The sequence below is a fragment of the Vibrio sp. A2-1 genome (genome assembly GCF_021728355.1).
GTDB lineage: Bacteria > Pseudomonadota > Gammaproteobacteria > Enterobacterales > Vibrionaceae > Vibrio > Vibrio splendidus_K.
Map to the genome: position 1 here is coordinate 219,608 of NZ_JAKKCO010000002.1, position 26,081 is coordinate 245,688.

General features: G+C 42.9%; 23 protein-coding genes and 1 riboswitch. Of the genes, 12 read left to right on the forward strand and 11 right to left on the reverse strand.

The window, feature by feature from the left end; all coding sequences use genetic code 11:
* Positions 1–111: 111 nt before the first annotated feature.
* Positions 112–897: a tRNA uridine 5-oxyacetic acid(34) methyltransferase CmoM gene (gene cmoM / locus L3V33_RS08655; protein WP_017083939.1), complete on the reverse strand. Its 786-nt coding sequence runs from the start codon at positions 895–897 to the stop codon at positions 112–114.
* A 115-nt stretch (positions 898–1,012) separates the two neighbouring features.
* On the opposite strand from cmoM, the gene elyC reads away from it, so the two are divergent.
* Positions 1,013–1,867, forward strand: a complete 855-nt coding sequence (gene elyC / locus L3V33_RS08660; protein ID WP_171310799.1) for an envelope biogenesis factor ElyC — start codon at positions 1,013–1,015, stop codon at positions 1,865–1,867.
* Positions 1,868–2,093: 226 nt separating this feature from the next.
* Here elyC and torR read toward each other — a convergent pair whose 3' ends face one another.
* A complete protein-coding gene (torR, locus tag L3V33_RS08665) occupies positions 2,094–2,807 on the reverse strand; it encodes a two-component system response regulator TorR (RefSeq protein ID WP_054547289.1) in 714 nt (237 codons plus the stop codon).
* Between the two features lie 284 nt (positions 2,808–3,091).
* Between torR and torD the strand changes: the two genes are divergently transcribed.
* From torD to L3V33_RS08690, 5 genes are all read left to right on the forward strand, one after another.
* Complete coding sequence (gene torD, locus L3V33_RS08670; RefSeq protein ID WP_108149821.1) at positions 3,092–3,739, forward strand: molecular chaperone TorD; 648 nt, start codon at positions 3,092–3,094, stop codon at positions 3,737–3,739.
* Positions 3,740–4,055: 316 nt separating this feature from the next.
* Positions 4,056–5,060, forward strand: coding sequence for an HTH-type transcriptional repressor PurR (purR, locus tag L3V33_RS08675; protein WP_065204902.1), 1,005 nt, complete (start codon positions 4,056–4,058; stop codon positions 5,058–5,060).
* A 170-nt stretch (positions 5,061–5,230) separates the two neighbouring features.
* A riboswitch (cyclic di-GMP riboswitch) is annotated at positions 5,231–5,316 on the forward strand.
* Between the two features lie 127 nt (positions 5,317–5,443).
* Positions 5,444–6,034, forward strand: coding sequence for a TfoX/Sxy family DNA transformation protein (locus L3V33_RS08680; protein WP_004736448.1), 591 nt, complete (start codon positions 5,444–5,446; stop codon positions 6,032–6,034).
* Between the two features lie 134 nt (positions 6,035–6,168).
* Positions 6,169–6,849, forward strand: a complete 681-nt coding sequence (locus L3V33_RS08685; RefSeq protein ID WP_237290251.1) for a TVP38/TMEM64 family protein — start codon at positions 6,169–6,171, stop codon at positions 6,847–6,849.
* A gap of 70 nt (positions 6,850–6,919) precedes the next feature.
* Positions 6,920–7,237, forward strand: a complete 318-nt coding sequence (locus L3V33_RS08690) for a DUF2007 domain-containing protein (RefSeq protein WP_237290252.1) — start codon at positions 6,920–6,922, stop codon at positions 7,235–7,237.
* A gap of 148 nt (positions 7,238–7,385) precedes the next feature.
* Here L3V33_RS08690 and L3V33_RS08695 read toward each other — a convergent pair whose 3' ends face one another.
* From L3V33_RS08695 to topA, 4 genes are all read right to left on the reverse strand, one after another.
* On the reverse strand, positions 7,386–8,183 hold the full coding sequence (locus L3V33_RS08695; protein ID WP_237290253.1) for an alpha/beta hydrolase: 798 nt from the start codon (positions 8,181–8,183) through the stop codon (positions 7,386–7,388).
* A gap of 285 nt (positions 8,184–8,468) precedes the next feature.
* Positions 8,469–9,923, reverse strand: a complete 1,455-nt coding sequence (gene glgA / locus L3V33_RS08700) for a glycogen synthase GlgA (protein WP_017078164.1) — start codon at positions 9,921–9,923, stop codon at positions 8,469–8,471.
* Positions 9,913–11,142, reverse strand: coding sequence for a glucose-1-phosphate adenylyltransferase (gene glgC, locus L3V33_RS08705; protein ID WP_076648142.1), 1,230 nt, complete (start codon positions 11,140–11,142; stop codon positions 9,913–9,915). The genes glgA and glgC overlap by 11 nt, the downstream gene beginning before the upstream one ends.
* Before the next feature lie 525 nt (positions 11,143–11,667).
* Positions 11,668–14,298, reverse strand: coding sequence for a type I DNA topoisomerase (gene topA / locus L3V33_RS08710; RefSeq protein WP_004736442.1), 2,631 nt, complete (start codon positions 14,296–14,298; stop codon positions 11,668–11,670).
* Between the two features lie 439 nt (positions 14,299–14,737).
* Between topA and L3V33_RS08715 the strand changes: the two genes are divergently transcribed.
* Entirely contained in the window at positions 14,738–14,983 is a 246-nt protein-coding gene (locus L3V33_RS08715) for a YciN family protein (protein ID WP_004736440.1), read from the forward strand.
* Positions 14,984–15,045: 62 nt separating this feature from the next.
* On the opposite strand, the gene aroA is transcribed toward L3V33_RS08715, so the two are convergent.
* The gene (gene aroA, locus L3V33_RS08720) at positions 15,046–16,326 is read right to left on the reverse strand and encodes a 3-phosphoshikimate 1-carboxyvinyltransferase (protein WP_017078162.1); all 1,281 of its coding nucleotides are present in this window, start codon (positions 16,324–16,326) and stop codon (positions 15,046–15,048) included.
* 162 nt (positions 16,327–16,488) lie between these two features.
* Entirely contained in the window at positions 16,489–16,944 is a 456-nt protein-coding gene (locus L3V33_RS08725; protein ID WP_004736438.1) for a glycine zipper 2TM domain-containing protein, read from the reverse strand.
* 53 nt (positions 16,945–16,997) lie between these two features.
* Here L3V33_RS08725 and aat point away from each other — a divergent pair, with 53 nt between their 5' ends.
* The 3 genes from aat to infA all read left to right on the forward strand — a co-directional run bounded on the left by aat (position 16,998) and on the right by infA (position 18,706).
* Positions 16,998–17,711, forward strand: coding sequence for a leucyl/phenylalanyl-tRNA--protein transferase (gene aat / locus L3V33_RS08730; RefSeq protein WP_017078161.1), 714 nt, complete (start codon positions 16,998–17,000; stop codon positions 17,709–17,711).
* The gene (locus L3V33_RS08735; RefSeq protein WP_237290254.1) at positions 17,708–18,406 is read left to right on the forward strand and encodes an arginyltransferase; all 699 of its coding nucleotides are present in this window, start codon (positions 17,708–17,710) and stop codon (positions 18,404–18,406) included. Before aat ends, L3V33_RS08735 begins: the two co-directional genes overlap by 4 nt.
* Before the next feature lie 81 nt (positions 18,407–18,487).
* Positions 18,488–18,706 (forward strand): translation initiation factor IF-1, encoded by a 219-nt coding sequence (gene infA / locus L3V33_RS08740; RefSeq protein WP_001040192.1) that lies wholly within the window; start codon positions 18,488–18,490, stop codon positions 18,704–18,706.
* A 245-nt stretch (positions 18,707–18,951) separates the two neighbouring features.
* Here the strand turns inward: infA and clpA are convergent, their stop codons facing one another.
* Positions 18,952–21,225, reverse strand: coding sequence for an ATP-dependent Clp protease ATP-binding subunit ClpA (gene clpA / locus L3V33_RS08745; RefSeq protein ID WP_004736550.1), 2,274 nt, complete (start codon positions 21,223–21,225; stop codon positions 18,952–18,954).
* A gap of 39 nt (positions 21,226–21,264) precedes the next feature.
* Positions 21,265–21,585, reverse strand: a complete 321-nt coding sequence (gene clpS / locus L3V33_RS08750) for an ATP-dependent Clp protease adapter ClpS (RefSeq protein WP_237290255.1) — start codon at positions 21,583–21,585, stop codon at positions 21,265–21,267.
* 586 nt (positions 21,586–22,171) lie between these two features.
* Here clpS and cspD point away from each other — a divergent pair.
* Positions 22,172–22,393, forward strand: coding sequence for a cold shock domain-containing protein CspD (gene cspD, locus L3V33_RS08755; RefSeq protein ID WP_004736548.1), 222 nt, complete (start codon positions 22,172–22,174; stop codon positions 22,391–22,393).
* Between the two features lie 332 nt (positions 22,394–22,725).
* On the opposite strand, the gene L3V33_RS08760 is transcribed toward cspD, so the two are convergent.
* Positions 22,726–24,951, reverse strand: coding sequence for an NADP-dependent isocitrate dehydrogenase (locus tag L3V33_RS08760; RefSeq protein ID WP_237290256.1), 2,226 nt, complete (start codon positions 24,949–24,951; stop codon positions 22,726–22,728).
* A 339-nt stretch (positions 24,952–25,290) separates the two neighbouring features.
* On the opposite strand from L3V33_RS08760, the gene L3V33_RS08765 reads away from it, so the two are divergent.
* Entirely contained in the window at positions 25,291–26,019 is a 729-nt protein-coding gene (locus L3V33_RS08765; protein WP_016768423.1) for a pseudouridine synthase, read from the forward strand.
* Positions 26,020–26,081: the final 62 nt, after the last annotated feature.

Below are 26,081 nucleotides of genomic sequence, written 5' to 3' on the forward strand. Positions count from 1 at the left end.
CTGTTCTTCGTCATATCGAACGTATTAGATATGACGCCTATTTCTTTATGACGCGGGCTTGTTACGATTGCATAGCGCATGTTGTGGCTTCTTTTACCACATTCACCGCTGCTATTGCGCAGGTTTTTGAGCCCAAACGTGAATATAACGGCCTAGTGACAGATATGGCTCTTGGCGGCATAGCTGTTTTTCTAGTTCCAATACATCTTCAAATTGGTAATCGCCCATGTACTCCATATTACCTATGTAGTCACTGAAAGAACGAATGCCTGATTTACCACAGATTTCTAGACCGGCGTCTTCTATCCATTGGTAAACCTCTTCTGGCTTCAAGCCTTTTTGTGGTTGCAGCTTAAACCGTTTTCGATGTGGCATCCCATTCAATACATGAGGAATGTTGCCACAAATCACATTTTTCAGGACTAATCCGTGGTGGTTGTAAAACATTATCGAAGCAACGCCACCGGGTTTTACTTGCTCCAACAATAAATCAAGCGCCTCTTTAGGATCGGCTAACCATTCCATTACCGCATGAAACATCACAAAATCGACTTTTTCATCGAGATGTTCTGCGACTTTTTGTACCGGAGAATGGATGAATCGATACTGATCTAACAAACCCGCCTCGCTGATACTTTCTTCTGCTAGCTTCAGCATTTCAGAAGAGAGGTCACAAAGAGAAACGTTATGCCCAAGCGATGCAATTTTTTGCGACATCTGCGCAAGGCCGCCTCCAGCATCAAGCACATGCAGCGGCGAAGCTGATTGCTCAAATTTGCTCAAAGCTTGTTCTAAATCTTCCCATACGATGATCTGACGGATCTCTCCTTTGTCAGAGCCGTAAATATTTTTTGCAAATTTGTGGGCAATATCGTCGAAATTACGGTCTTCAGTCACGGCTACTTGAGTTATTATGTCCTATCGTGCCTGCTATTCTGTCACAGGAATTTCAGGAATAAAGAGGCGATGTCTCTTTTTACTACTAAGTGATGTTTTTTCGGACTATTCGGATATGTTTGAGCTGAAAAAAGTAGTGTCTTCGTTACTGATGCCACTGCCAGCAATGTTAATTCTCGCTTTTCTGGGTTTAGCCCTAGTGATGTTTACTACCAAAAGGAAGACGGGTTGCCTAATCACCCTTTCAGCCCTCTGTGGTATTTTCCTCATCGCTTTCCAGCCAGTTTCTAATCAACTTTTAATGCCAATGGAAAGGCAACACACCGCTTTTTTACCTGTCGATGAAACCATCGATTACGTGATGGTTCTCGGAAGTGGTCACGTCGTAGACGACCAAATCCCACCAACATCAGAGCTTAGTCGCACCGGTCTAATGCGTTTAAGTGAAGGGATTCGTATTCTACGCCTTTACCCTGGTGCAAAACTCATTTTGTCGGGCTATGGCGCAGGCACTGAAGTGAGCAATGCTAGAATGATGGCCAAAGTTGCGTTGGCACTAGGTGTCTCAAAGCCCGATATCATTCTGCTTGAAACAGCAAAAGACACTTGGGAAGAAGCCCGCCAAGCCGCTGCGTTCGTTAAAAATAAAAGAATGGTACTGGTAACTTCCGCTAGCCATATGACTCGCGCATTGAATGAATTCCATGCTGCCGGCATGAGGCCATTACCAGCACCAACCAACTACCTTGCACAAGAAGGGATTGTTGAACCTTGGAATAAGTACATGCCCAAAGCTCTTTACCTTGAGCAAACTGAGCGTTACTGGCACGAAACAATGGGGTTGATGTGGCAAAGCCTGCGTGATTGGCTTGATACAAGTAATGACACCGTTGAAGAACCCATTGTTGTTCCTGAAACATCTCGCTTAGTTGAAGATGACGGTGGTATTTCTGCGGCGCAGCCTCAATAAACTCAACCGAATAAGTAAACTGGATCTTATCAGTAGACATAATCTTACCTGTAAACATAGTTTTATCTGTAGACTCGACCAGATAGGCAAAACTGATTAACCAAGTAATTTGCAGGTTTCCAGTTCGTAAACAGTAAAAGCTAAGCAATAAAAAAGCCGAGACATCAATGATGTCTCGGCTTTTTACGTTTAAATATCGTTGTTGATTAGTCATTCCTAAAGGAAATCAATCACCAGCGAACATGTAACCTTCACCGTGAACCGTTACAAAAATTTGTGGATTCTTAGGGTCAAACTCCATCTTCGCACGCATACGACGGATTAACACGTCGATAGTTCGATCGTTTGGAGCATCCACTCGGTGGCTGATCATATTCAGAATGCGTTCACGACTTAATACCTGGTTAGGGTAAGAAGAGAGCGCAACCAACAGTTCATATTCAGCTTTAGTCAGTTTTACCGGTTCGCCGTTTTTGCTTAGCGCACGACGAGGGATATCAAACGTCCACTCACCAAAACGAACCACAGATTCGTCTTCAGTCTCTTCAACCTTACCTGCTGCTGTTTTACGAGCGGCAGAAATGCGCCAAAGTAGGTTTTTAACTCGAACCAATAACTCGCGAAGTTCGAAGGGTTTAGTAACGTAATCGTCAGCGCCCATTTCAAGGCCAACGATTTTGTCGATGCTATCCGTGCGTCCAGTAACTAAAATAATTCCAATGTCTGATTGACTGCGTAATTCGCGAGTTAGCATCAATCCATCTTCGCCTGGTAAGTTGATGTCCAGCATAATGAGGTCAACGTTATTATCTTCTAACACGTTTCTCATTTGAGCGCCGCTTTCCGCTTCGCTTACTGTGTAACCTTCGTTCTGGAAGTATCCGACCAGTTTACTGCGGGTTACCACATCATCTTCTACGACTAATACGTGATAGCTCATCTACACCACTTTTCTTATTTAATAGTTTCAGTGACTATTCTATTCATAACTCGTAACAATTCTAGTGGTACACAAGATAAAAGCCAGAAACATGGATCTTTTTTGATACAAGACAATCTTAAACCTTGCTATTTATCGTCCATCGCAATTCAATATAGGCATTACTACTAACGAGTAACTTTGCGTTTCGCAAATAACCTTGTTATTCAGCCTTGGTGTGCTTTGCACAAGTAACTTCAAGATGCATATAAGTAACACCACAAGACTAAATCAGGATCTAAGAAATGAAAGATACGAAAGCGTTCAACGAGCAAAGAGCAGAAATATACTGGTGGCTATCAAGCTTATTCGCTAAAGAGCTCACTCAAGAAGAACTCGATCACTACCACTCTGTTGAAATTCGTTCTTTCCTAACTGGTTTAGGCGAAAATGAAACACTAAAGCCGGCGATCGATAGCCTAGTGGATGCGCTAAACCGCCTACAAACGCGTGAGGATGCTCAACTAGAATTGTCTGCTGACTTCTGTGACTTATTCTTAAAAACAGATAAGCATGGCGCACTTCCTTACGCTTCTATGTATATCGGTGAGACTGGCCTTTTGAATGATAAGCCAGCAAAAGATATGGAAGAGATCATGGCCAAGCACAACTTAGTGGTGAACCAAGACCTAAAAGAACCAGCTGACCACATCGCTATCGCACTCGACTTCCTTGGCAACTTGATCATCCGTTCTAATGAAACGGAACTTGAAGAAGAGCTAGAGAAATCGTTCATTGTTCAACAGCAATTTATCGAGCAACAACTTCTTACTTGGGTACCAAAGTTCAACGTTAAATGTCATGACGTTGACGAATTCGGTTTCTACGCATCAGTCTCATCTCTGCTACTTGCATTCTGTAAATTGGACACCCAATACCTCGCTGGTGAATAAGCTTATTGGATGACTCGTTAAATAAATTCAGAAGAATGTGACAATTCACCCGGATTTCCGGGTGAATTTTATTGCGAGTAATTTCTAGTCAGTCTAAAATTGTGACCGCAAACGATAAAATATGAAACATTCACGAAATGCTATGCTTATTATAGTTTTGAGCATTTCGGTGTTAAGACAAGCCGCTCAATAGCGGTTTTTTGTTTTTTAGCACTTTAGTACCCAAAGAGCCCTACAAATTTAAGCTCTTAGTTAGGTAGCTTAACGGCTACTTCATTCCGTACTTTGGGAAAGTAGCTTCTAATAGGATAAAACCATGGCCACTATAAAAGATGTCGCTCGCTTAGCAGGCGTATCAACAACAACCGTTTCTCACGTAATCAACAAAACTCGCTTTGTTGCAGAAGCGACGCAAGAAAAAGTAAATAAAGCCGTAGACGAACTGAACTATGCACCAAGTGCCGTTGCTCGTAGTTTGAAGTGCAATACAACCCGCACTATCGGCATGCTAGTTACTCAATCAACTAACCTATTCTTCTCTGAAGTTATCGATGGTGTTGAAAGCTACTGCTACCGTCAAGGTTACACTTTGATTCTGTGTAATACGGGCGGTATCTATGAGAAGCAACGTGACTACATTCGAATGCTTGCAGAGAAACGTGTAGATGGCATCTTAGTTATGTGTTCTGACCTAACTGAAGAGCTAAGAGGCATGTTAGACCGTCACGCTGACATTCCTAAAGTGATTATGGATTGGGGCCCTGAGAGTTCTCAAGCAGATAAGATCATCGACAACTCTGAGGAAGGTGGTTACCTAGCGACCAAATACCTCATTGAGCACGGTCACTCCAAGATTGCTTGTTTAAGTGGCCACTTAGACAAAGCGGCATGTGTTGAACGCATCGCGGGTTACAAACGCGCACTCAACGAAGCTAAGATTGCTACCGATGATAACATGATCATTGAAGGTAACTTCGAGTGTGATACTGCGGTTCTTGCTGCAGAGAAAATCATTAAGATGGTAGATCGCCCAACGGCCGTATTCTGTTTTAACGACACGATGGCACTCGGCCTAATGAGCAGATTGCAAGAGAAAGGAATTCGTATCCCTGAAGATATTTCAGTGATCGGCTATGACAACATCGAGTTGGCTGAATACTTCTCTCCGCCGTTAACAACGGTTCACCAACCCAAACGTCGTGTTGGTAAGAACGCTTTCGAAATTTTGTTAGAACGCATCAAAGATAAAGACCATGAAAAGCGTGTGTTCGAAATGCACCCTGAAATTGTTGAGCGAAGCACAGTTAAAACGTTAAATTAATTGATAAATTCAGTTTAATATAATTAAGCGCACCTTTAGGTGCGCTTTTTTTATCAACAACATGAATGAACCTGGTATCATACTGGAAAGATCATTAATTGAAGCAATATCACATTTTGAAATAACAAGTGTGAGCCTCATTCAACAAAAACTTTATTCTATTCAATCAGTCACGCACAGGGCAAATCACTTGAAAGAGTGAGACGCAAAGCTTCCGGCCTAAACCACTCGTTGGTATGGTAGCGGGGTTACCGATGGCAAAATGCAGTAACTACTAATAATTTAGTAATTTACGGCTAATTGACAATTTAATTGCAACATTTTGCTAATCTCTCGGACCTGCTTATTTGGTGGCGTAGTTCAAATACACCGAGATAAATAACATGGATAAACCGATACTAAAGGATTCAATGAAATTATTTGAATCCCTAGGAAAAATAAAATCACGCTCGATGTTTGGTGGCTTCGGTCTTTTTGCTGATGACACTATGTTTGCTCTGGTTGTAAATGACCAGCTGCACATACGAGCAGACAAATGCACAACGAAACAGTTCGAACAACAAGGGTTTCAACCGTACGTCTACAAAAAACGTGGTTTCCCTGTCGTTACTAAATATTTCGCTTTACCCGAAGGCCTGTGGCAAGACCAAGAGAAAATCTTGCAGCTTGCAACGACGTCTCTGGGTTTTGCTAAAGAAGAAAAAGCTGAGCAATCTTCAGCTAAGCCTACTCGACTCAAAGATCTGCCCAACCTTCGACTCGCCACTGAGCGTATGTTGAAAAAAGCAGGGATCGATTCCGTAGAACGTTTATATGAATCTGGCTCTGTAAACGCATTTAACGCCATCAAAGAATCACATGCGTCTTCTGTCAGTATTGAACTACTTTGGGCGTTAGAAGGCGCGATCAATGGCACACATTGGTCTGTTATACCGCAGCAGCGTCGTGAAGAGCTTATCAATCGCGTCAATTAACATTGTCAGTGCAAATTATCTATATAACTAAGCCGCATTTACTGCGGCTTTTTTTATATCTGCTGAAAGTTAATCTATGCTTTGCCTGTCTATCTATACTAATGGTATACATTGAAAATTTAGAGGAAGTATCAATGAGTAAGAAAATGATATTGGGTATTGTGTTGGTCGTAACCATCGTCTTGTTAGGCGTCAATTTCGGCCAATACCTAACGCTTGAAAATGCCAAGGCCCAACAAGCCGTTTTAAATGACTACATTGATAGCAACTTCATTGCTGCCGCTGCTATCTATTTTGTCGCATATGTAATGATTACTGCTTTCTCAATTCCTGGTGCTGCTGTTGTGACCCTGTTAGGAGCTGCGCTATTTGGTTTCTGGAATAGTTTGCTGCTGGTCTCTTTCGCCAGTGCCATTGGTGCAACCCTCGCATTTCTAAGTAGCCGCTACCTTTTACGTGACTGGATCCAAACCAAATTTGGTGACAAATTAGCAACGATTAACAAGGGCGTTGAAAAAGACGGAGCATTTTACTTGTTTTCTCTGCGTCTGATTCCTGTATTCCCATTTTTCCTTATCAATCTGTTGATGGGTCTAACACCGATATCCGTGAGTCGTTACTACATCACGAGTCAAATAGGGATGTTACCGGGTACCGCTGTTTTCTTGAATGCTGGTACTCAACTCGCGGAAATTGATTCACTTTCGGGTATCGTGTCCCCTTCAGTACTATTGTCATTTGCCTTACTGGGTGTATTCCCAATCATTGCTAAATGGTTGATGAATAAATTTCGCTCAGCACCTGTGGCTGAATAACGTATATAACTGAATAACGTGTACCTATAATAGCTAAATAACGCATATAGCCAGATAAGGTTCTATCTCAATGAAAATCTTCAGTGCATCGAATCCGACAGAAGCCCACATCATTTGTGGATTACTAGAAAGTGTGAATATTGCGTGTGAAGTTCGTGGTGAAGGGTTATTCGGTTTGAAAGGGGAAATCCCATTTACCGAAGAAACTGACCCTTACGTATGGTTATATGAGCCAGAGTTGGCGAGCAAAGCCCGGGCAGTTGTTAATGACTACCAGAAACAGCAAGATTCGATCATTTATGAAGAGTGGCGTTGCGCAGAATGTCATGAAGTCAACGAAGCACAATTCGGTTCTTGTTGGCAGTGCGGTGCTGCTTCACCTGAATAGCAGGTTTTGAAAGGTAAAGTGGCTCCAACGGCCTTTTATAACCACTCGGTCAGATACCTCCTCCAAATAAAAACGGGAAGCTAAAATTAGCTTCCCGTTTTTGTCTCAATTCTATTCGAGCGTCTGTTCTGATGAAGAATCGAGATAATCACTGAATTTGCTTTTGAATAAAAGCGATAGATCGTTGATTGAATTCTTCAGGGTTTTCTACGTTACATACGTGTCCACAATTCGGAATTTCTACTAGCTCGCTCGACTTATGCGCCTCTACCATTTCTTTTACTGGCTTGATGAACATGTAGTCGCGCTCGCCCATCAAATACAAAGTTGGAATCGGCAACTCTCGGTCTTTGAAGTACTTCATCAATGGGTTCACATCAGCCGTAAGGATAAACCAGCGTTTAAACTCTTTTTGGCACAGCTTTTTAGCTTCGCGGATAAACAGGTGACGTGATTCTTTTTGGCTTTTTTGTGGCATCACAACGTAAGCAAAAAGGCTGTATAACCACATATAAGGAATGATGTGCTTACTCAAGTTACCCAACTTGATTAAGACTTGAGAGCGAGTGTTGAGTTTGGTCACGGCACCACCTAGCACCATTGAACGTACTCGACCAGCCGCTAGCTCTGCGACATTACGGACAATAATCGTGCCCAAAGACATGCCTACAAAGTGTGCAGAACGGATTTTCAGATGGTCTAACACCTTAAGAATATCGAGCGTTACCGCTTTGAACGTATAACGATTCGAAATCAGCTCTTTGAGGATGTTGTCTGATTTACCATGCCCTCTCAAATCAATGAGAAGCAAGTTGAAGTGCTGTTTATACGCTTTGATCTGCTTAAACCAAATGGAGGAACTGCCTCCTGCGCCATGCACAAATACAACCCACTCATCGCTCGTAGGGTGAGTAAATGTTTTATGAAATAGTAAACTCTCAGACATACCTATCGCTTTAATTATTGGAATGGAGCTCTGCCTCATCACAAGGCGATGGCTAAGGATATCACGCAATCAAGAAATTTAAGTGATAATAGTGTCAAACCTAACATTAATCATGTGAATACCTACCCCACCTTTTCTACCTGACTAAAATGAGTTTGCAAGTTTTCTCTTCCTAAACGTGATGTGACCTGACCAGAAAACAAAAAGGCACTCTACTATCAGAGCGCCTTCTACTATTAAGTTCAGTTGTTATACATCAGCTTATTTTACAGCTAATTCAGCACGTTAAAATGCAGAATAGTACATCGTAAGATATTCTTTTGCCGCATCTTCCCAACTAAAGTCTTGTTGCATCGCGTAAAGCTGAACACGCTTAATTTCAGCGGGATTTTGTGCATAAAGTAGTAATGAACGATGCAATACTGCCAGTAACGCTTGCGGTGTTGGCTCTTCAAAAGCAAAGCCGGTCGCTATCTCGGGATTCTGATCGTAATCATTCACACTGTCTTTTAAACCGCCCACAGAGCGAACAATCGGTAACGTACCGTAAGCCATGCTGTAGATTTGGTTTAAGCCACAAGGTTCGAACTCCGAAGGCATCAAGAAGAAATCAGAACCCGCTTCAACTAAGTGCGCAAGCTCATTATTATACGCTTCTACAAACGAGAACTTATCTGAGTGAAGTGCCGACAGCTCTTTCAGCTGACTCGCTAAAACTGGATCACCAGTACCGACAATCACGATCTGAAGATCGTTTTTCAAAAACTGTTCGATGATAGGCAGTAAGTAATGAACACCTTTCTGATTAGTCAAACGACAAACCATGCCATAAACCGCACAATCGGTGACGGGGAGGCCAACATCTTGTTGCAATTTTTGCTTACAAGCTGACTTCCCACGAACCATGCTGTGCTTTGTCGCTTTGAATTTACGAGGAAGGAAAGCGTCCGTTTCCGGGTTCCAAGCTCCGTAATCACAACCATTCAAAATGCCAAAAAGATCCGCGGATCTGTACTGGAATTCTGCTGCCATACCGTGACTGCCTAATTCCGTTTTCAGCTCCTCGGCATACGTTGGACTGACTGCGTTCACCTTATCAGCACACATCACGCCGGCTCTCAGCATTGTGACATGCGTGTCACTCACTGAAGCTTCAGGCACATTGTAGCTATGCATTTCTGGTAGAAATTGCAGTTCATCGTATGCGAACACACCTTTGAAAACTGCGTTGTGAATTGAGATAACACTGCGCGTATTTTCAAAGAAATCATGTTGTTGATAACGTGACTTAAGCAAAAAAGGAACAAAGCCTGTATGCCAGTCATTTGCATGAATGATATCAGGTTGGAAGGCAAGCTTAGGAAGCATATCAAGGCAGGCTGCACTGAAGAACGAGAAACGCTCTCCGTTATCTGCGTAAGCTTGATTATTTTCTGCGTACATTTCTGGACGGTCGAAATATTTGGCACATTCGATACCAAAAACTTGAACACCTTCTACACTCAGTTTTTTGACTTGGTAAGCGGTATGAGGCCAATGATCGAGCTCGGTCGATAAAATGACTTCGGCTGCATCAATGTTTGGAATGTTTCTATACGCGGGGATAGTCACTCGAACGTCCTGTTCGAGTGTTTGTAACGCTTTCGGCAGTGCCTTGGCTACATCAGCCAAGCCACCACTTTTAATCAAGCCTTCAACTTCAGACGCTACAAAAAGTACCGAGAGAGTTTTAGTAACCAACTCGCGCTCCTTTAGAAATTACAACTACACCATCGTCAGATACGTGGTAATGCTTTTTGTCTTCTGTCAGGTTTACACCAATTTGAGTGCCCGGTGCGATGTCTGCATCTTTATCAATGATAACGCGACGAAGTATACAACCCTCGCCCACCTTCACATCACCTAATAAAATACTCTCACTAATATCACACGCTGATGCGATATTACTGCGGAAGCCTAATACACTCTTTTCAATACGCGAACCACGTACGTAACTACCGCTACACACAAGGCTATCAATGATCTGAATTCGACCATTAGCCGAGTCAGTAAACGTCGCTGGTGGTAGTGGCGGATAGTAAGTGTGTAGAGGCCATTTACGGTTGTATAGCGAGAATGGTGCATCTTTCTTAAGAAGGTCCATATGTGCTTGCCAGTACGCATCAATCGTACCTACATCGCGCCAGTAAACTTCTTCTTTCTCACCAGTAATACGGTTGGTGCTGAAATCATAAACAAACACATCACCGCGTGGGAACATGTTTGGAATAATGTCTTTCCCGAAGTCATGTGAAGATTCAGGTTTATCTGCATCTTCCGTTAGTTCAGCAAAAAGTTCTTTCGCTTCGAATACGTAGTTGCCCATTGAAACGAGCGCTGACTCTGGGTCTCCCGGAATCGACTTAGGGTTTGCAGGTTTCTCTTCAAAGCCAATCATACGGCCTTCAGCATCCACCTCGATAACACCGAACTCTGATGCTTCAGCAAGCGGCATACGCAGTGCAGAAACGGTTAACGCTGCTTTCTTTTCTTTATGGAAATCAAGCATTTGTTTGATGTCCATTTTATAGATATGGTCAGAACCAAAAATACAGACTTGATCAGGTTCTTCCAGCTCCATAAAACCCATATTTTGGTAGATAGCATCTGCTGTGCCTTCATACCAACGCTTTCCTTTACGCATTTGCGCAGGAATTGGGTCGATAAAACGATCTGTGATGCCACTGATATTCCAACCTTTTTTCATGTGGTGGAACAGAGATTGTGACTTAAATTGTGTTAATACGTAGATCTTCATAAGATCAGCATTAACGAAGTTGTTCAAAGCGAAATCAATTAAGCGGTAACTACCACCGAAAGGAACCGAGGGTTTGCTGCGAGATTCAGTCAAAGGTCTTAAGCGAGAGCCTTCACCACCAGCAAGAATCATTCCCAATACACCAGCCATTTTATTCTCCATATATCTATAGCTTGTCGATGTCAGTACTCGTAGAGGTGTCTTCCTCTGGGGGATGAGCACTAACACTTATTTCGGTACTTAACGAATATTCATTCACATACAGTGACAATATCCTAAGCCAAACGTTGTTATGCGTGCACTATTCTTTGCACTTGGTTTTATATACGTTATCGACTTTTCGGTCGATTTCAATTTTTAATACGCCATTCTGTGCTATGTAAGCTGATTGCTTTCCTAAGACTTAAAGCAGCTCACACTACACCGTGCGGGCGAAACATTACATTAACACCCGTCACACATCAGGTATACAACTAAACACTGATCTTTGAGTTACAATATTTGAATTAAGTTACATTCTCGTTAAAGTTGCATAAGAAGATATAATTTATCACCTCCATTTATTTCGCCCTGTGAATTTAATAAATTCTCGCAATCGACACACCAAATCAACCAGTTGCATAATTAGTCGTATTTTGGTCAAAAAAAAACAGCCTAATGGCTGTTTTTTCTTCAAATAACGTTCAGTTACTTCTCTTTAGGCTTTTTACGTTTATCCGTAACTTCCCACTTACCATCGATGTACAAAGCAGTCCAACCAGATGGTTTACCATCCGCTTCAGTACGAACGTAGTTCTCTTTTGTCTTACGACTAAAACGAACGACTGTCGGCTTGCCATCAGGATCAGCAACTGGTGCTGATGTCAGATATTGGAATTTAGGTGAAATACGGTCTTTAAAACGCACCAGCTCTTCCACTAATGGCGCACGTGTTTCACGTGATTTAGGAAAGTTGCTCGCTGCCATAAATAGACCAGAAGCACCGTCACGAAGTACGAAGTACGCATCTGAGTTTTCACATGGAAGTTCAGGAAAATGCACTGGGTCTTCTTTAGGTGGCGCTACTTCGCCATTTCTCAGAATCTTACGAGTGTTCTTGCAATCTTCACTCGTACAGTCCATGTATTTACCGAAACGACCATTCTTCAGAACCATGTCAGAACCACATTTGTCACACTCAACAAGTGGACCATCGTAGCCTTTGACTTTGAATTCACCGTGTTCAACCACATAACCTTCACAGTTAGGGTTGTTACCACACACGTGCATCTTACGCTTATCATCAATCAGATAAGCATCCATTGCCGTTTCACAAATAGGACAACGCTTTTTCGCTCGAAGTGCTGCTGTTTCAACGTCTTCTTCAAGAACGTTGATAATACCTTCTTCATCACCAAGGTTGATTGTTGTCTTACAACGCTCTTTTGGTGGAAGTGCATAACCAGAACAACCTAGGAATACGCCTGTCGAAGCTGTACGAATACCCATTTTACGGCTACAAGTTGGACACTCAATATCGGTTTCTACGATATGATTTGGCTTCATGCCACCAGCGTCTTCGTCTAGATCCGCTTTTTCCAAATCGCCAGTAAAGTCTTCGAAGAAGTTATCTAGCACGCCTTTCCAGCTTGCTTCGCCTTCTGCAATTTGGTCTAACTTCTGCTCCATACGGGCAGTAAAGTCATAGTTCATTAGATCATTGAAACTGCCATCTAGACGGTCAGTAACAATTTCACCCATCTTCTCAGCATAGAAACGGCGCTGTTCAACTTTTACATAACCGCGATCTTGAATCGTCGAGATGATTGATGCGTAAGTTGAAGGACGACCAATACCGCGCTTCTCAAGCTCTTTAACCAGCGCAGCTTCAGTGAAACGTGCTGGTGGCTTAGTGAAGTGCTGTTTAGGGTCGAGTGCGATTAAGTCTAGCTTTTCACCAACCTGTACAGCAGGAAGAATAGTATCTTCATTTTTGCCCATTGGACGTTGAACGCGAGTCCAACCGTCAAACTTAAGAATACGGCCTTTCGCTTTTAGTGTGTACTCATCCGCTTTAACGCTTACTGTCGTTGAATCGTATTGCGCAGGTGTCATTTGACAAGCAACGAATTGATTCCAAATCAGTGAATATAGCTTGTGTGCGTCTGCGTCTACGCCGTTTAAGTCTTCCGACTTAACATCTACACTTGAAGGACGAATCGCTTCGTGGGCCTCTTGAGCGCCCTCCTTGCTGCCGTATACAAGTGCTTTAGGTGGAAGATATTGCTCGCCGTACTCAGAACCAATGTATTCACGAGCGGCTTCAACAGCTTCTGAACTCAAGTTGGTTGAGTCAGTACGCATATAAGTGATGTAACCCGCTTCATACAAACGTTGAGCCAACATCATGGTTTTCTTCACGCCGTAACCAAGACGCGTACTCGCCGCTTGTTGCAGCGTAGACGTGATGTAAGGTGCAGACGGCTTACTCTTAGTTGGGCGGTCTTCACGTTTACATACTTCGTATTGAGCTTTTTCTAAAACGCTAACTGCAGCTTGTGTTTGCGCTTCATTATCAGGTTTAAACGCAACGCCGTCTTTCTGAGCGACTTGCAGTCTGAAATCTGTTTTCTCTGCTGTTTTGGTATCAGCATGCACATCCCAGAACTCTTCGGGGATAAAAGCGTTGATCTCGCGCTCACGCTCAACCAGTAGTTTTACAGCGACTGATTGAACACGGCCAGCGGACAGGCCTCGTGCTACTTTCTTCCAAAGCAGTGGTGACACCATAAAGCCAACAACACGGTCCATAAAACGTCGTGCTTGTTGTGCGTTTACGCCATCAATGTTTAGCTCTCCTGGAGTTTCAAAAGCTTGTTGAATAGCATTTTTAGTGATTTCGTTAAAAACCACTCGTTTGTATCGCGTTTCATCGCCACCGATGATCTCACGAAGGTGCCATGCGATAGCTTCTCCTTCGCGGTCCAAATCGGTTGCGAGATAAACATGGTCTGCGTTCTCAGCCAGTTTTTGCAATTCAGCAACGACTTTTTCTTTACCAGGTAAAATTTGGTAGTTCGCTTCCCACTCTTGATATGGGTTGATACCCATCTTTTTAATGAGAGCTTTGCGATCTTTTTCTTTCTTGATACGAGCTTTATCTTCTGGGCTCATACCCTTGGTTGAAACTGCAGCAGCCTTTTGACCAGTACTTTGACCCGCCGTTGGTAAATCACGTACGTGACCTACACTCGACTTAACGACAAAGTCTTTGCCAAGATATTTATTGATAGTTTTAGCCTTGGCTGGCGACTCCACTATAACGAGCGATTTACCCATATTGACTCTAACGTCCTTAATCACGATGCTTCAGCACCAACAATTTAGCTTGTGGGCTTTTACGCATGATATTCTAAATTCATTGCTTCTTTTTTTACTATTGTGCGAGATTACTAGAAGATCAACCGCTTTTTTCAAAATTGGATCTGATCGCTCGACAATTCGACGACTCATAGAGAAAAGGGGCACAATATAAAGAAGCTATAAAGTACTCACTAAGAATACTTGCAAGAGCCTATTCATCAGGCATTACGTCTAAACGGGCTCATACTAAGCTTGTCCGCGAATCTAACGCGAGCCCCATTCAATTATTTTTGCCGTAAATCACAAAATAAATTGTGGATGTTTAAAAAGACTCTCTTAATCGGTTGTGAAATCATTGAATTTCTAGTTCGACACCATAAACTCAACGTTATATTCAGTTATCAGAGATAAACTCATGACAAAGAAAGTAATAGCAGAATTTGATTTACTGCTTATCGCAAACCAAATTATCCAATCACATGATGACTACATTGAAGGCATGCGCGCAAACAGCGTAGTAGAAAAAGACGATGTCCTCATCTTCAAAGGTGAATACTTCTTAGACAGCAATGGAATGCCGACAGAGAATACAACCGCAGTATTTAACATGTTTAAATACTTAGCGCACCATCTTTCAAAAGAATTTACGCTTCAGCAATAACGAAAAAGCTTGCCATTTAGGCAAGCTTTTTTACTTCCTGGACCGTTATATGCTTAGCATTTTTATTGACTCAGCATTTTCAGCTTGTCGAAGTAGTCAGGGAAAGTCTTTGAAGTACAACCTGGATCATTAATTGTCACAGGTGTATCACTCAACGCCACCAGCGAGAAACACATCGCCATACGGTGATCATCATAGGTATCGATCGCCGCATGTGTCAGTTGAGCAACAGGGTTAACGATGATGTAATCTTCACCCTCTTCGACCTCTGCGCCAACTTTACGAAGCTCTGTCGCCATCGCTGCTAAGCGGTCGGTCTCTTTCACACGCCAGTTGTAAACATTACGGATTGCCGTTGTACCTTTAGCAAACAAAGCTGTCGTTGCGATGGTCATGGCTGCATCTGGGATATGGTTATAGTCCATATCAATGCCTTTCAGCTCACCACAACGAGAGATAACGTAGTCGTCACCCCATTCAATTTCAGCACCCATTTTTTCAAGCGCATCAGCGAATTGGATATCACCTTGGATGCTGTTTTTACCAATACCCGTTACTTTAATCTCACCGCCTTTAATCGCTGCGGCAGCAAGGAAGTATGACGCAGATGATGCATCACCCTCAACCAAGAAATCACCCGGAGCTGAGTAAGATTGCCCAGTCGGAATTACGAACTCTTGGTAATCGTTGTTGATCACATCCACACCAAATTGTTTCATAATGTGTAGCGTGATATCGATGTAAGGTTTAGAAACCAATTCACCCTCAATTTTGATTGTTACCTCACCTTCAGCTAAAGGCGCAGCCATCAAAAATGCCGTCAAAAATTGGCTAGAGATAGAACCATCGATTGAAACCGTACCGCTTTTAAGGCCAGTACCCGTGATCTTCAATGGTGGGTAATTTTCGTTTTCTAGGTATTCAACGTCGGCGCCGGCTTCTTGCAGTGCAGTCACTAAGTGACCGATTGGTCGCTCTTTCATGCGAGGCTCGCCAGTCAGAACATATTCACCACGACCCAAACAAAGTGCAGCAGCCAGCGGGCGCATCGCCGTACCCGCATTGCCTAAGAAAAGCTCTAGGGCTTTGTCACTTGAGAATGCACCACCCACACCCGTCACTTCACAGACGGTTTTATCTGCAGACAGCTGATAATCAACACCTAATTGCGTCAAAGCATTCAGCATATGGCGAATATCATCACTGTCTAGTAAGTTTGTTAGGCGCGTGGTTCCCGTTGAAAGTGCTGCCAAAAGAAGCGCACGGTTGGAAACACTTTTTGAGCCAGGTAAGTTAACTTCCCCGCTCACTTTTTGAATTGGTTGTAACGTAAGGCTTTCCATTAAATCTTATAGTCCTTGTACCACCCGAAGTCACTGGCGCGTATTTATTTTCGGGTGATGAATAATTCTTCGTACTTGCAGACTAACGAACTTTTCCAATGAACTCCAGAGCTAATCCCCTCGATAAAGGCGATTAATTAGCCAACTAAACACATTTACATACTAGTACACGAGATCAACTCGAACGCCATCTGAAAAATAAAGAATTCGCACATCATCACCTCGGTTAAACAACATCGAGTTATCGACGTCTTGAATGATGTTAACCAACTTGTCATCTTTAGTTTTGACCAATAACTCGACGAGCTTATATTCCACTTTGTATTGTGTGTTACCTCGATTGCGAGCAATCCCGGCGCCCGCCACAGCACCGACGGCCGTTGCGACTTCTTTGCCGGTACCGCCACCAAATTGATTACCTATCAAGCCACCAATAGCCGCACCTAACAAGGTTTCCCAACCATTCGCTTTCGACTCTACGATCTCTTGTTGGGTAATGTATCTGACTGTGTCAATCTCACCATAAACGACCTCATTGACTGGTCGAGCTTGGTTTCTGTTGTAAGCTGCATTTGCCAACATGGGCAAAACAAGTAAAATCCAAAGCAACTTTTTCATGGTAAAACTCCTAAAGACCTCTTGGTCAGTGATTAATCTGTAACGCGGTACTTATGACTATATACCTAACCGAACTTGATACTACTAGTATAGAGTTTCCTTCGCCTTTCGACGCGCTTGATGAACCTAACGGTCTGCTCGCCTTCGGTGGTGATTTGTCACCCATGCGAATTTTAAACGCTTATAGCCAAGGTATATTTCCATGGTACGGTCCAGGGGAGCCTATACTTTGGTGGAGCCCTGCACCACGAGCGGTATTTAATCCTAAGACATTCGAACCGTCAAAAAGTCTTAAAAAGTTTCAAAGAAAGCATAATTACCGTGTCAGCATCAACCAAGCGACAGACAAAGTGATTGGCTACTGCTCCTCGCTAAGACCCGAAGAAGAAACTTGGCTAAACGGTGACATGCAGTCAGCGTACCGCGAACTTTCTTCATTAGGCTTCTGCCACTCCGTTGAGGTTTGGCAAGGCGACGAGCTTATCGGCGGACTATACGGCTTACAAAGAGGCCAAGTCTTTTGTGGTGAATCGATGTTTAGTCTGAAGACCAATGCCTCTAAAATTGCACTGTGGTACTTTTGTGAACACTTTACACGATTCGGAGGTAAGCTCATCGATTGCCAAGTCATGAACCCTCATTTGGAATCCTTGGGCGCTATCGAAGTAGAAAGAGATGAGTTCCTTAGTGCTTTGAAAATACTTAAAGAAAATCAACTTAGCGATGGATGTTTTAAATCACAATGGCTAGAGGGAACGCCTTCATGAATTCAGATTTACAACAAATCAGAATTGGATTGACCGATAACCATGCTTGCAGCTACCTGCCACATCTTCAAGAAAGAGTAGCGGTCACGCTTGATGAGCACATGCATACTTCAGATAATTATGAAGTCCTGCTCGCCAACGGATTTCGCCGCAGTGGAGCGACCATTTATAAGCCACATTGCGATAATTGCTCTGCGTGCCAAGCTATTCGCCTCTCGATTCCCGAAGTCAAGTTTTCCAAAAGCCAACGACGAATCCTCAACAAAGCCAAATCACTACGTTGGGAATTGAAAGACGAGATGGATGACAACTGGTTTGACTTATATAGTCGCTATATAACCGCTCGTCACCGTTCCGGAACCATGTATCCCCCCAAAAAAGAAGAGTTTCTACAATTCTCTAAAAATGAATGGCTTGCCACAAAGTTCATGCACATCTATGATGATAGCCAGTTAGTCGGCATCGCCGTCACTGATGTGATGTCTCACTGCACAAGCGCATTTTATACCTTCTTCGATCCTGATATCGACATCTCTATGGGAACATTAGGTGTTCTGTTTCAAATCCAGCACGCCCAGAAAGAACAGAAACAGTGGTTATATTTGGGTTATCAAATCGATGAATGTCCTGCGATGAACTATAAAGTACGATTTCAACGTCATCAAAGGCTAGTAAATCAGCGGTGGCAAGGGTAGAATACGCGACAACTTTACATATTTTGATTTTAACGGCACAATCAAGCCGTTGAAAACCGCCAAATTTCGAAAGAGGATTAGATGGCTAAAGAAGACGTAATCGAGATGCAAGGCACGGTCCTTGATACTCTACCAAACACGATGTTCCGTGTTGAGCTTGAAAACGGTCACGTAGTGACAGCACACATCTCTGGTAAAATGCGTAAAAACTACATCCGTATTCTTACTGGTGATAAAGTAACTGTTGAGATGACTCCATACGACCTTTCTAAAGGCCGCATCGTCTTCCGTGCTCGTTAATTTTTAATTACCGAATACGATAAGAAGCGGAGCTTTATGCTCCGTTTTTTATCGCCTGAACTTTTTACCACTCCAACAACACCAATCTCACATCTCACATCTCACATCTCACATCTCACATCTCACATCTCACATCTCACAAGCATAAAAAACGCACAACCGAAGTCATGCGTTTATTATCGTGATTAGCTGTACCGCGCTCTCAATAAGCAGTCAGCAACAGCTTAAACTATTAAGAAATAGGCTTAATGCATAACCTCTTCTTTAGCACCAACATAGATGAAATCTAGATCGTCTTTAATCAGAGATACTTTAACCGTACCGCCGTCAACCAAACTACCAAACAGTAATTCATTAGCAAGAGGCTTTTTAAGCTTCTCTTGAATCACTCGTCCCATAGGACGCGCACCCATAGTCTTGTCATAACCTCTTTCAGCTAACCAATGACGAGCATCCTCAGAAACTTCTAAAGACACGCCTCGAGCGTCCAGTTGAACCTGAAGCTCAACAATGAACTTGTCGACAACTTGGTTAATCACACTTGGATCAAGGCTGTTGAACCAAATAACATTATCAAGACGGTTACGGAACTCAGGTGTAAATACCTTTTTGATCTCACCCATCGCGTCTGGCGCATGATCCTGTTGGATCAAACCGATCGATTTCTTCTCAGTTTCAGCGACACCAGCATTGGTCGTCATCACTAGGATCACGTTACGGAAATCCGCTTTACGACCATTGTTGTCAGTTAGCGTACCGTTGTCCATCACCTGTAGTAACAAGTTAAAGATATCTGGGTGAGCCTTCTCTATCTCATCAAGTAACACAACAGAGTGTGGATTCTTGATTACAGCATCAGTGAGCAGACCACCTTGGTCATAACCAACATAACCAGGAGGAGCACCGATCAAACGGCTCACAGAGTGACGCTCACCGTACTCAGACATGTCAAAGCGCAACAGTTCAATACCCATCAACTTAGACAGCTGTACAGTCACCTCTGTTTTACCTACACCAGTAGGACCAGCGAATAGGAATGAACCAACAGGTTTATTGTCTGCACCCAATCCTGCACGAGTCAGCTTAATCGCTTCGCTCAATACATCGATCGCTGGGTCTTGTCCGAATACCAACATTTTCATGCGGTCATCCAGTTTCTGTAACGTATCTTTGTCTGAAGATGATACTGACTTCTCAGGAATACGAGCCATTTTCGCGACCATTGACTCAATATCAGCCACGCTTACCGTTTTCTTACGACGGCTTGCTGGTGCCAAACGACTACGAGCGCCGGCTTCATCAATCACGTCAATTGCCTTATCAGGAAGGTGACGTTCATTAATGTATTTAGCTGACAACTCCACAGCGGCACGCAACGCTTTGTTGGTGTAACGCACTTCGTGGTGAGCTTCGTATTTTGGCTTCAAACCGATCAGAATCTTGGTTGTGTCATCTAACGATGGTTCAATAATATCAATTTTCTGGAAGCGACGAGCTAGAGCACGCTCCTTCTCAAAAATGCTGCTGTACTCTTGGTATGTCGTTGAGCCGATGCAACGTAATTTACCGCTGCTTAGTAGTGGCTTAATTAAGTTTGCCGCATCAACCTGACCACCCGATGCTGCACCTGCACCAATAATGGTGTGGATCTCATCAATGAATAGGATTGCGTCTTCTTCTTTCTCTAGTTGCTTAAGAATCGCTTTAAAACGTTTCTCAAAGTCACCACGGTATTTGGTCCCAGCTAGAAGTGAACCAATATCTAAAGAATAAATCACACTACTCTGAATAATTTCAGGTACTTGACCTTCAACAATACGCCATGCAAGACCTTCAGCGATTGCGGTCTTACCCACACCCGCTTCACCCACTAACAAAGGGTTGTTTTTACGACGACGACATAGAACTTGAACCGTACGCTCAAGCTCTTTATCACGCCCGATAAGCGGGTCGATATTACCTTGTTTCGCCACTTCGTTAAGGTTAGTTGCAAAATTTTCTAGACGATCTTCAGAGTTAGCTTCTTCTGCATTCTCTGCGCCACCAAATGAGTCAGACGGTGATGAACTATCACCTTCGTTACTGGCTTTGGTAATGCCATGAGAAATAAAGTTAACAATATCTAAGCGACTAATGTCGTTTTTCTTGAGTAAATATGCCGCGTGAGATTCTTGCTCACTGAAAATAGCCACAAGTACATTTGCACCTGTAACTTCGCTACGGCCTGAAGACTGAACATGAAAAACAGCGCGTTGAAGTACTCGTTGGAAGCTCAACGTAGGCTGAGTCTCACGAGTCTCGTCACTTTCTGGGATAAGTGGGGTTGTTTGATCGATAAAAATATCGAGCTCATTGCGAAGAGCATCGAGATCAGCCTGACAAGCTTGGAGCGCTTCCTTGGCCGCATCATTTTCTAATAATGCTAGTAGGAGGTGTTCGACAGTCATGAATTCATGTCGCTTGTCTCGCGCACGAGCAAATGCACCATTTAAACTCGTCTCTAATTCTTTATTTAGCATAAGTACCTCCTAAGGGAACAACAGTGTTGTTCGAGCAATTTATACTTGCTCCATTGTACATAGTAGCGGATGCTCATTTTCCTTTGAGTACATCTTTACTTGCGCTACCTTTGTTTCCGCTATTTCAGCACTGTATGTGCCGCATATAGCTTTACCTTCATAATGAACCTTGAGCATCACTTCCGTTGCCTGTTCGATATCTAGTGAGAAGAATCGCTCTAGGATCTCGATTACAAAGTCCATAGGCGTGTAGTCATCGTTATTCAATACAACGTTATACATCGCCGGTGGCTTTACTTTTGTATCTTCTTTCTCCAGTAAATCTGAGCCTGGAGATGCCCATTCAAAGTTTCTGCTCATATCGCTTTGCTAAGAGTTATTTTTCGGAAGTCGTGAGTTTTACGTCATTCAAATTTACCACATTCACGCATTACGGTGTACTAAGAAACTGCACCGAGAAACAGTACCAAAAAATATTCCTCTATACTGAGCCTAATCCACCATTTCCATCGCTGCAAATAAAAGATCTCTATTAACAGGATTAACATATGTGATTGATTAAAAAGACACCACAACTATTGATGCTAACGATAAGATTACCGATAAGTTACTATTTAGTTAATAGCTTGCAGTAAATCTCGAATGTGATTTGTTATTAAAATTGATCACTTTTATACCAATTTACTATTGACTGCGCTCAATCATTAGCTACATTGGAGCTAAAAGGTTTTTCTGATACAACTTTATAACAAGATTCAAAATCGAGTAATACGCGTTAAGAATGAACAATAAGGAATAATTACGCAGGGTAGCGTTAATTTCCGTAAGCAATGTATGAGATTCAAGCTATCAGCTGAAATTATTTAGTTGGTAGGAATGATATCAATCGCACTTACAACAATTGATATAACAACGTTAGTAACAAAATGCATGAGGGATGTATAGCATGGCTACAGGTACAGTAAAATGGTTTAACAATGCCAAAGGGTTTGGCTTTATTTGTCCAGAAGGTGAAGACGGCGATATTTTCGCGCACTACTCCACAATACAGATGGAAGGTTATCGAACCTTAAAGGCAGGTCAGCAGGTCGACTATGAAGTAGAAAGTGGACCTAAAGGCTCGCACGCTAGCTCTGTTGTTCCTGTAGAAGGCAGCGCCGCTAAATAGGCGATGGCCAAATCATGTTGACCTCCATCAGTCCTAATTAACGGCTGACAGGTAAACAGAATATTGAAACCGCTCATTTGATACCCCTAATACAGGATTAAATGAGCGGTTTTTCGATCTAGAAGCTTTAACGTTGCTCACAGTACAATTCGCTCGAGGATGTTTGCCCCCAAGGTCTAGGTCTAGGTCTAGCAAAACATTATGAATAAAAAAGACGCTTTAACGTTATCGTTAAAGCGTCTTTCGTTTTGTATTGATCTATGACTTAACTGTCAGACCAAGCAACTCGTTAGTAAATCATGATCATAATTTGCTAACGATGAGTCTAATCACTATGCGTCAATGAATGCGTTCAGTGTTGAGCTTGGACGCATTAGTGATGAAACCAGTGTATCATCAAGTAGGTAATAACCACCTAAATCACCGGCTTGACCTTGAGCGTTGTTTAGCTCAGCAACGATAGCTTCTTCACTTTCAGCCAATTGACTTGCCACACCTGCAAACTCAGCAGCAAGGTCAGCGTCAACCGTTTGCTCAGCAAGCGCTTTAGCCCAGTATGCTGCTAGGTAGTAATGGCTACCACGGTTATCAAGCTCACCTACTCGACGTGAAGGAGATTTGTTTTTATCTAGGAACTCGCCCGTCGCTTTATCAAGCGCGTCAGCTAGAACTTGTGCCTTAGCATTGCCAGTGACTACGCTTAGGTGCTCTAGAGATGCCGCTAATGCCAAGAATTCACCTAAAGAATCCCAACGCAGGTGGTTTTCTTTCTCTACTTGTTGCACGTGCTTAGGAGCAGAACCGCCAGCACCTGTTTCAAACAGACCGCCACCGTTCATTAGTGGAACAATCGATAGCATTTTAGCTGACGTACCAAGCTCTAGAATTGGGAATAAATCCGTTAGGTAGTCACGTAATACGTTACCTGTAACAGAAATAGTATCTAGACCTTCTTTGATACGAACCAATGAATATTGAGTTGCTTCAAGTGGAGCAAGGATCTTAATTTCAAGACCATCAGTATCGTATTCAGGAAGGTACGCTTCTACTTTCTCAATAAGCTGCGCGTCATGTGCGCGAGACGCGTCTAGCCAAAATACCGCTGGAACACCCGATGCACGAGCACGAGTAACCGCTAGCTTAACCCAATCTTGAATTGGTGCATCTTTAACCTGACACATACGGAAGATATCACCTTCCTCTACGTCTTGCTCAAGAAGCACTGAACCTGAAGCGTCTACAACTTGAACCTGACCAGCAGCTTCAAGGATGAAAGTCTTATCATGAGAACCGTACTCTTCCGCTTTTTGAGCCATTAGACCAACGTTTGGTACACTGCCCATTGTTGTAGGGTCGAAAGCACCGTTCTCTTTACAGAAATCAATAACCGCTTGGTAGATGCTCGCGTAGCTACGATCTGGAATCATTGCTTTCGTGTCTTTTTGCTTACCTTCTGGATCCCACATTTGACCTGAAGAACGTAACATTGCAGGCATCGATGCATCAACAATGATGTCACTTGGAACGTGTAGGTTAGTAATGCCACGGTCTGAGTCAACCATCGCTAGTGGAGGCTGAGTTTCGTATACTGCTTGTAGGTCAGCTTCGATTGCCTGTTTCTGATCTTGAGGAAGTGCAGCGATTTTTGCGTATACATCGCCGATGCCGTTATTTACATCAACACCTAACTCGTTGAACAGTTGACCGTGCTTAGCGAATACATCTTTGTAGTAAACCTTAACCGCATGACCAAAAATCACTGGGTCAGACACTTTCATCATCGTCGCTTTCATGTGAAGAGAAAGCAGTACGCCTTGCTCTTTAGCCGATGCGATTTCTTTCTCAAAGAACGCAACCAAAGCAGCTTTGTTCATCACTGACGCATCAATGATCTCTTTATCTTGTAGTGCAAAAGCTGGCTTCAGTGTTTTCTTCGCGCCATCTTTGCCAACAAATTCGATGCTCACTTCTGTAGCACCTTCAATCGTTACTGACTTTTCACTACCGAAGAAGTCTTTGTCGTCCATACTTGAAACGTGCGACTTAGAATCTGCAGACCATGCACCCATTGAGTGTGGGTTCTTCTTCGCATAGTTCTTAACAGAAAGTGGAGCACGGCGATCCGAGTTACCTTCACGTAGTACAGGGTTTACTGCACTACCTTTGATTTTATCGTAAGTTGCTTTAACGGCTTTCTCTTCGTCAGTGTTTGCTTCTTCTGGGTAATTAGGAAGTGCGTAACCTTTTGACTGTAGCTCTTTGATCGTTACTTGAAGTTGAGGTACAGATGCAGAGATGTTTGGAAGCTTGATAATGTTCGCTTCTGGTGTCTTAGCCAATTCACCTAGTTCTGCTAATGCATCACCAATACGTTGCTCTTCGTTCAAATAGTCAGGGAAGTTGGCAATAATGCGCCCTGCAAGTGAAATGTCGCGAGTATCAACGTTAATACCAGAAGAAGCTGTAAAAGATTGAATGATTGGCAGTAGAGAATAAGTTGCTAGCGCCGGAGCTTCATCTGTAATGGTATAGATGATCGTTGGTTTTTCAGTAGGCATGAAATTTCCCTATAGTTCTTACAAGCTCATTTAAAATAGTGAGCATGTTATAAATTGACCAGTAAGCCACTCAAAGAGTGAAAACTGCTTACTCGATAGTCGTACTCTATCTTATTTTTCATGCAATCTTGATGACAGCATGAACCAAATCCGTGAGTGCATTGTTTTAATAAAAGAGCCAGTTATAATAAAACACGAAGGTATAATTAAACAAATCAGGCTTAAGAGTCCATCAACTTGTTCTATTTTGTGTCTTTTAGGCGCGCAAATGATAGCTCAATTCCGTTTCAGTGAAAACTTTTCAGCACACTTCGTTTACATTTTTGCAAGGTAGTTAACATGTCTACTCGCTCACACAGCGTATCTCGTTCAGACAAACCAGCTCGTGCTGGTGCAACATTAAAACAAAGCGGTAATAGACAAAACCGAAGCAGTGATAAAAATAACACGGGTAGTTCGCATAAAAAATCGCACTCGAGTAAGCATCGATATAAAAGCAAACCTACCAACGTGAAACCTAAGGTGGCAATCGAAGATCGCAAAGTCATTTTGTTCAACAAGCCTTTCGATACTCTCAGCCAGTTCACTGATGGCGAAGGGAGAAAAACACTCGCCGACTTTATTCCTGTTAAAGATGTTTACGCGGCGGGTCGACTAGATCGCGACAGCGAAGGGTTAATGGTCTTGACCAACGATGGCATCTTCCAAGCTAAGTTAACTCAACCAAACTCAAAATCACCAAAGACTTACTGGGTGCAGGTTGAAGGCGCACCTTCTGAGGAAGATTTAGATAAATTGAGAAAAGGCGTGGAGCTAAAAGACGGAATGACACTGCCTGCTCAGGTTGAGGTGATGTCTGAACCTGTTGTGTGGGAAAGAACCCCTCCAGTGCGTTTCAGAGCCGCAATACCGACAACATGGTTAGCGATTACTATCATTGAAGGGCGCAACCGTCAGGTAAGACGAATGACAGCAAATATCGGCTTCCCTACCCTGCGTCTTATCCGCTATTCGATGGGCAATATGAACGTGGGGCAGCTTCAGCCTGGTGAGTGGAAAGAGATTTAACTCATAGCAATTTAACAAAGCGAGACAGTTATTTAGTCTCGCTTTTTTGTACCTGAAGGATG

What these genes read in the sequence shown, in the direction of transcription:
- elyC (WP_171310799.1), top strand. Translation starts at nt 1,013, where the DNA reads ATGTTTGAGCTGAAAAAAGTAGTGTCTTCGTTACTGATGCCACTGCCA.
- torR (WP_054547289.1), bottom strand. Translation starts at nt 2,807, where the DNA reads ATGAGCTATCACGTATTAGTCGTAGAAGATGATGTGGTAACCCGCAGT.
- torD (WP_108149821.1), top strand. Translation starts at nt 3,092, where the DNA reads ATGAAAGATACGAAAGCGTTCAACGAGCAAAGAGCAGAAATATACTGG.
- purR (WP_065204902.1), top strand. Translation starts at nt 4,056, where the DNA reads ATGGCCACTATAAAAGATGTCGCTCGCTTAGCAGGCGTATCAACAACA.
- L3V33_RS08680 (WP_004736448.1), top strand. Translation starts at nt 5,444, where the DNA reads ATGGATAAACCGATACTAAAGGATTCAATGAAATTATTTGAATCCCTA.
- L3V33_RS08685 (WP_237290251.1), top strand. Translation starts at nt 6,169, where the DNA reads ATGAGTAAGAAAATGATATTGGGTATTGTGTTGGTCGTAACCATCGTC.
- L3V33_RS08690 (WP_237290252.1), top strand. Translation starts at nt 6,920, where the DNA reads ATGAAAATCTTCAGTGCATCGAATCCGACAGAAGCCCACATCATTTGT.
- L3V33_RS08695 (WP_237290253.1), bottom strand. Translation starts at nt 8,183, where the DNA reads ATGTCTGAGAGTTTACTATTTCATAAAACATTTACTCACCCTACGAGC.
- glgC (WP_076648142.1), bottom strand. Translation starts at nt 11,142, where the DNA reads ATGGAGAATAAAATGGCTGGTGTATTGGGAATGATTCTTGCTGGTGGT.
- topA (WP_004736442.1), bottom strand. Translation starts at nt 14,298, where the DNA reads ATGGGTAAATCGCTCGTTATAGTGGAGTCGCCAGCCAAGGCTAAAACT.
- L3V33_RS08715 (WP_004736440.1), top strand. Translation starts at nt 14,738, where the DNA reads ATGACAAAGAAAGTAATAGCAGAATTTGATTTACTGCTTATCGCAAAC.
- aroA (WP_017078162.1), bottom strand. Translation starts at nt 16,326, where the DNA reads ATGGAAAGCCTTACGTTACAACCAATTCAAAAAGTGAGCGGGGAAGTT.
- L3V33_RS08725 (WP_004736438.1), bottom strand. Translation starts at nt 16,944, where the DNA reads ATGAAAAAGTTGCTTTGGATTTTACTTGTTTTGCCCATGTTGGCAAAT.
- aat (WP_017078161.1), top strand. Translation starts at nt 16,998, where the DNA reads ATGACTATATACCTAACCGAACTTGATACTACTAGTATAGAGTTTCCT.
- L3V33_RS08735 (WP_237290254.1), top strand. Translation starts at nt 17,708, where the DNA reads ATGAATTCAGATTTACAACAAATCAGAATTGGATTGACCGATAACCAT.
- infA (WP_001040192.1), top strand. Translation starts at nt 18,488, where the DNA reads ATGGCTAAAGAAGACGTAATCGAGATGCAAGGCACGGTCCTTGATACT.
- clpA (WP_004736550.1), bottom strand. Translation starts at nt 21,225, where the DNA reads ATGCTAAATAAAGAATTAGAGACGAGTTTAAATGGTGCATTTGCTCGT.
- clpS (WP_237290255.1), bottom strand. Translation starts at nt 21,585, where the DNA reads ATGAGCAGAAACTTTGAATGGGCATCTCCAGGCTCAGATTTACTGGAG.
- cspD (WP_004736548.1), top strand. Translation starts at nt 22,172, where the DNA reads ATGGCTACAGGTACAGTAAAATGGTTTAACAATGCCAAAGGGTTTGGC.
- L3V33_RS08760 (WP_237290256.1), bottom strand. Translation starts at nt 24,951, where the DNA reads ATGCCTACTGAAAAACCAACGATCATCTATACCATTACAGATGAAGCT.
- L3V33_RS08765 (WP_016768423.1), top strand. Translation starts at nt 25,291, where the DNA reads ATGTCTACTCGCTCACACAGCGTATCTCGTTCAGACAAACCAGCTCGT.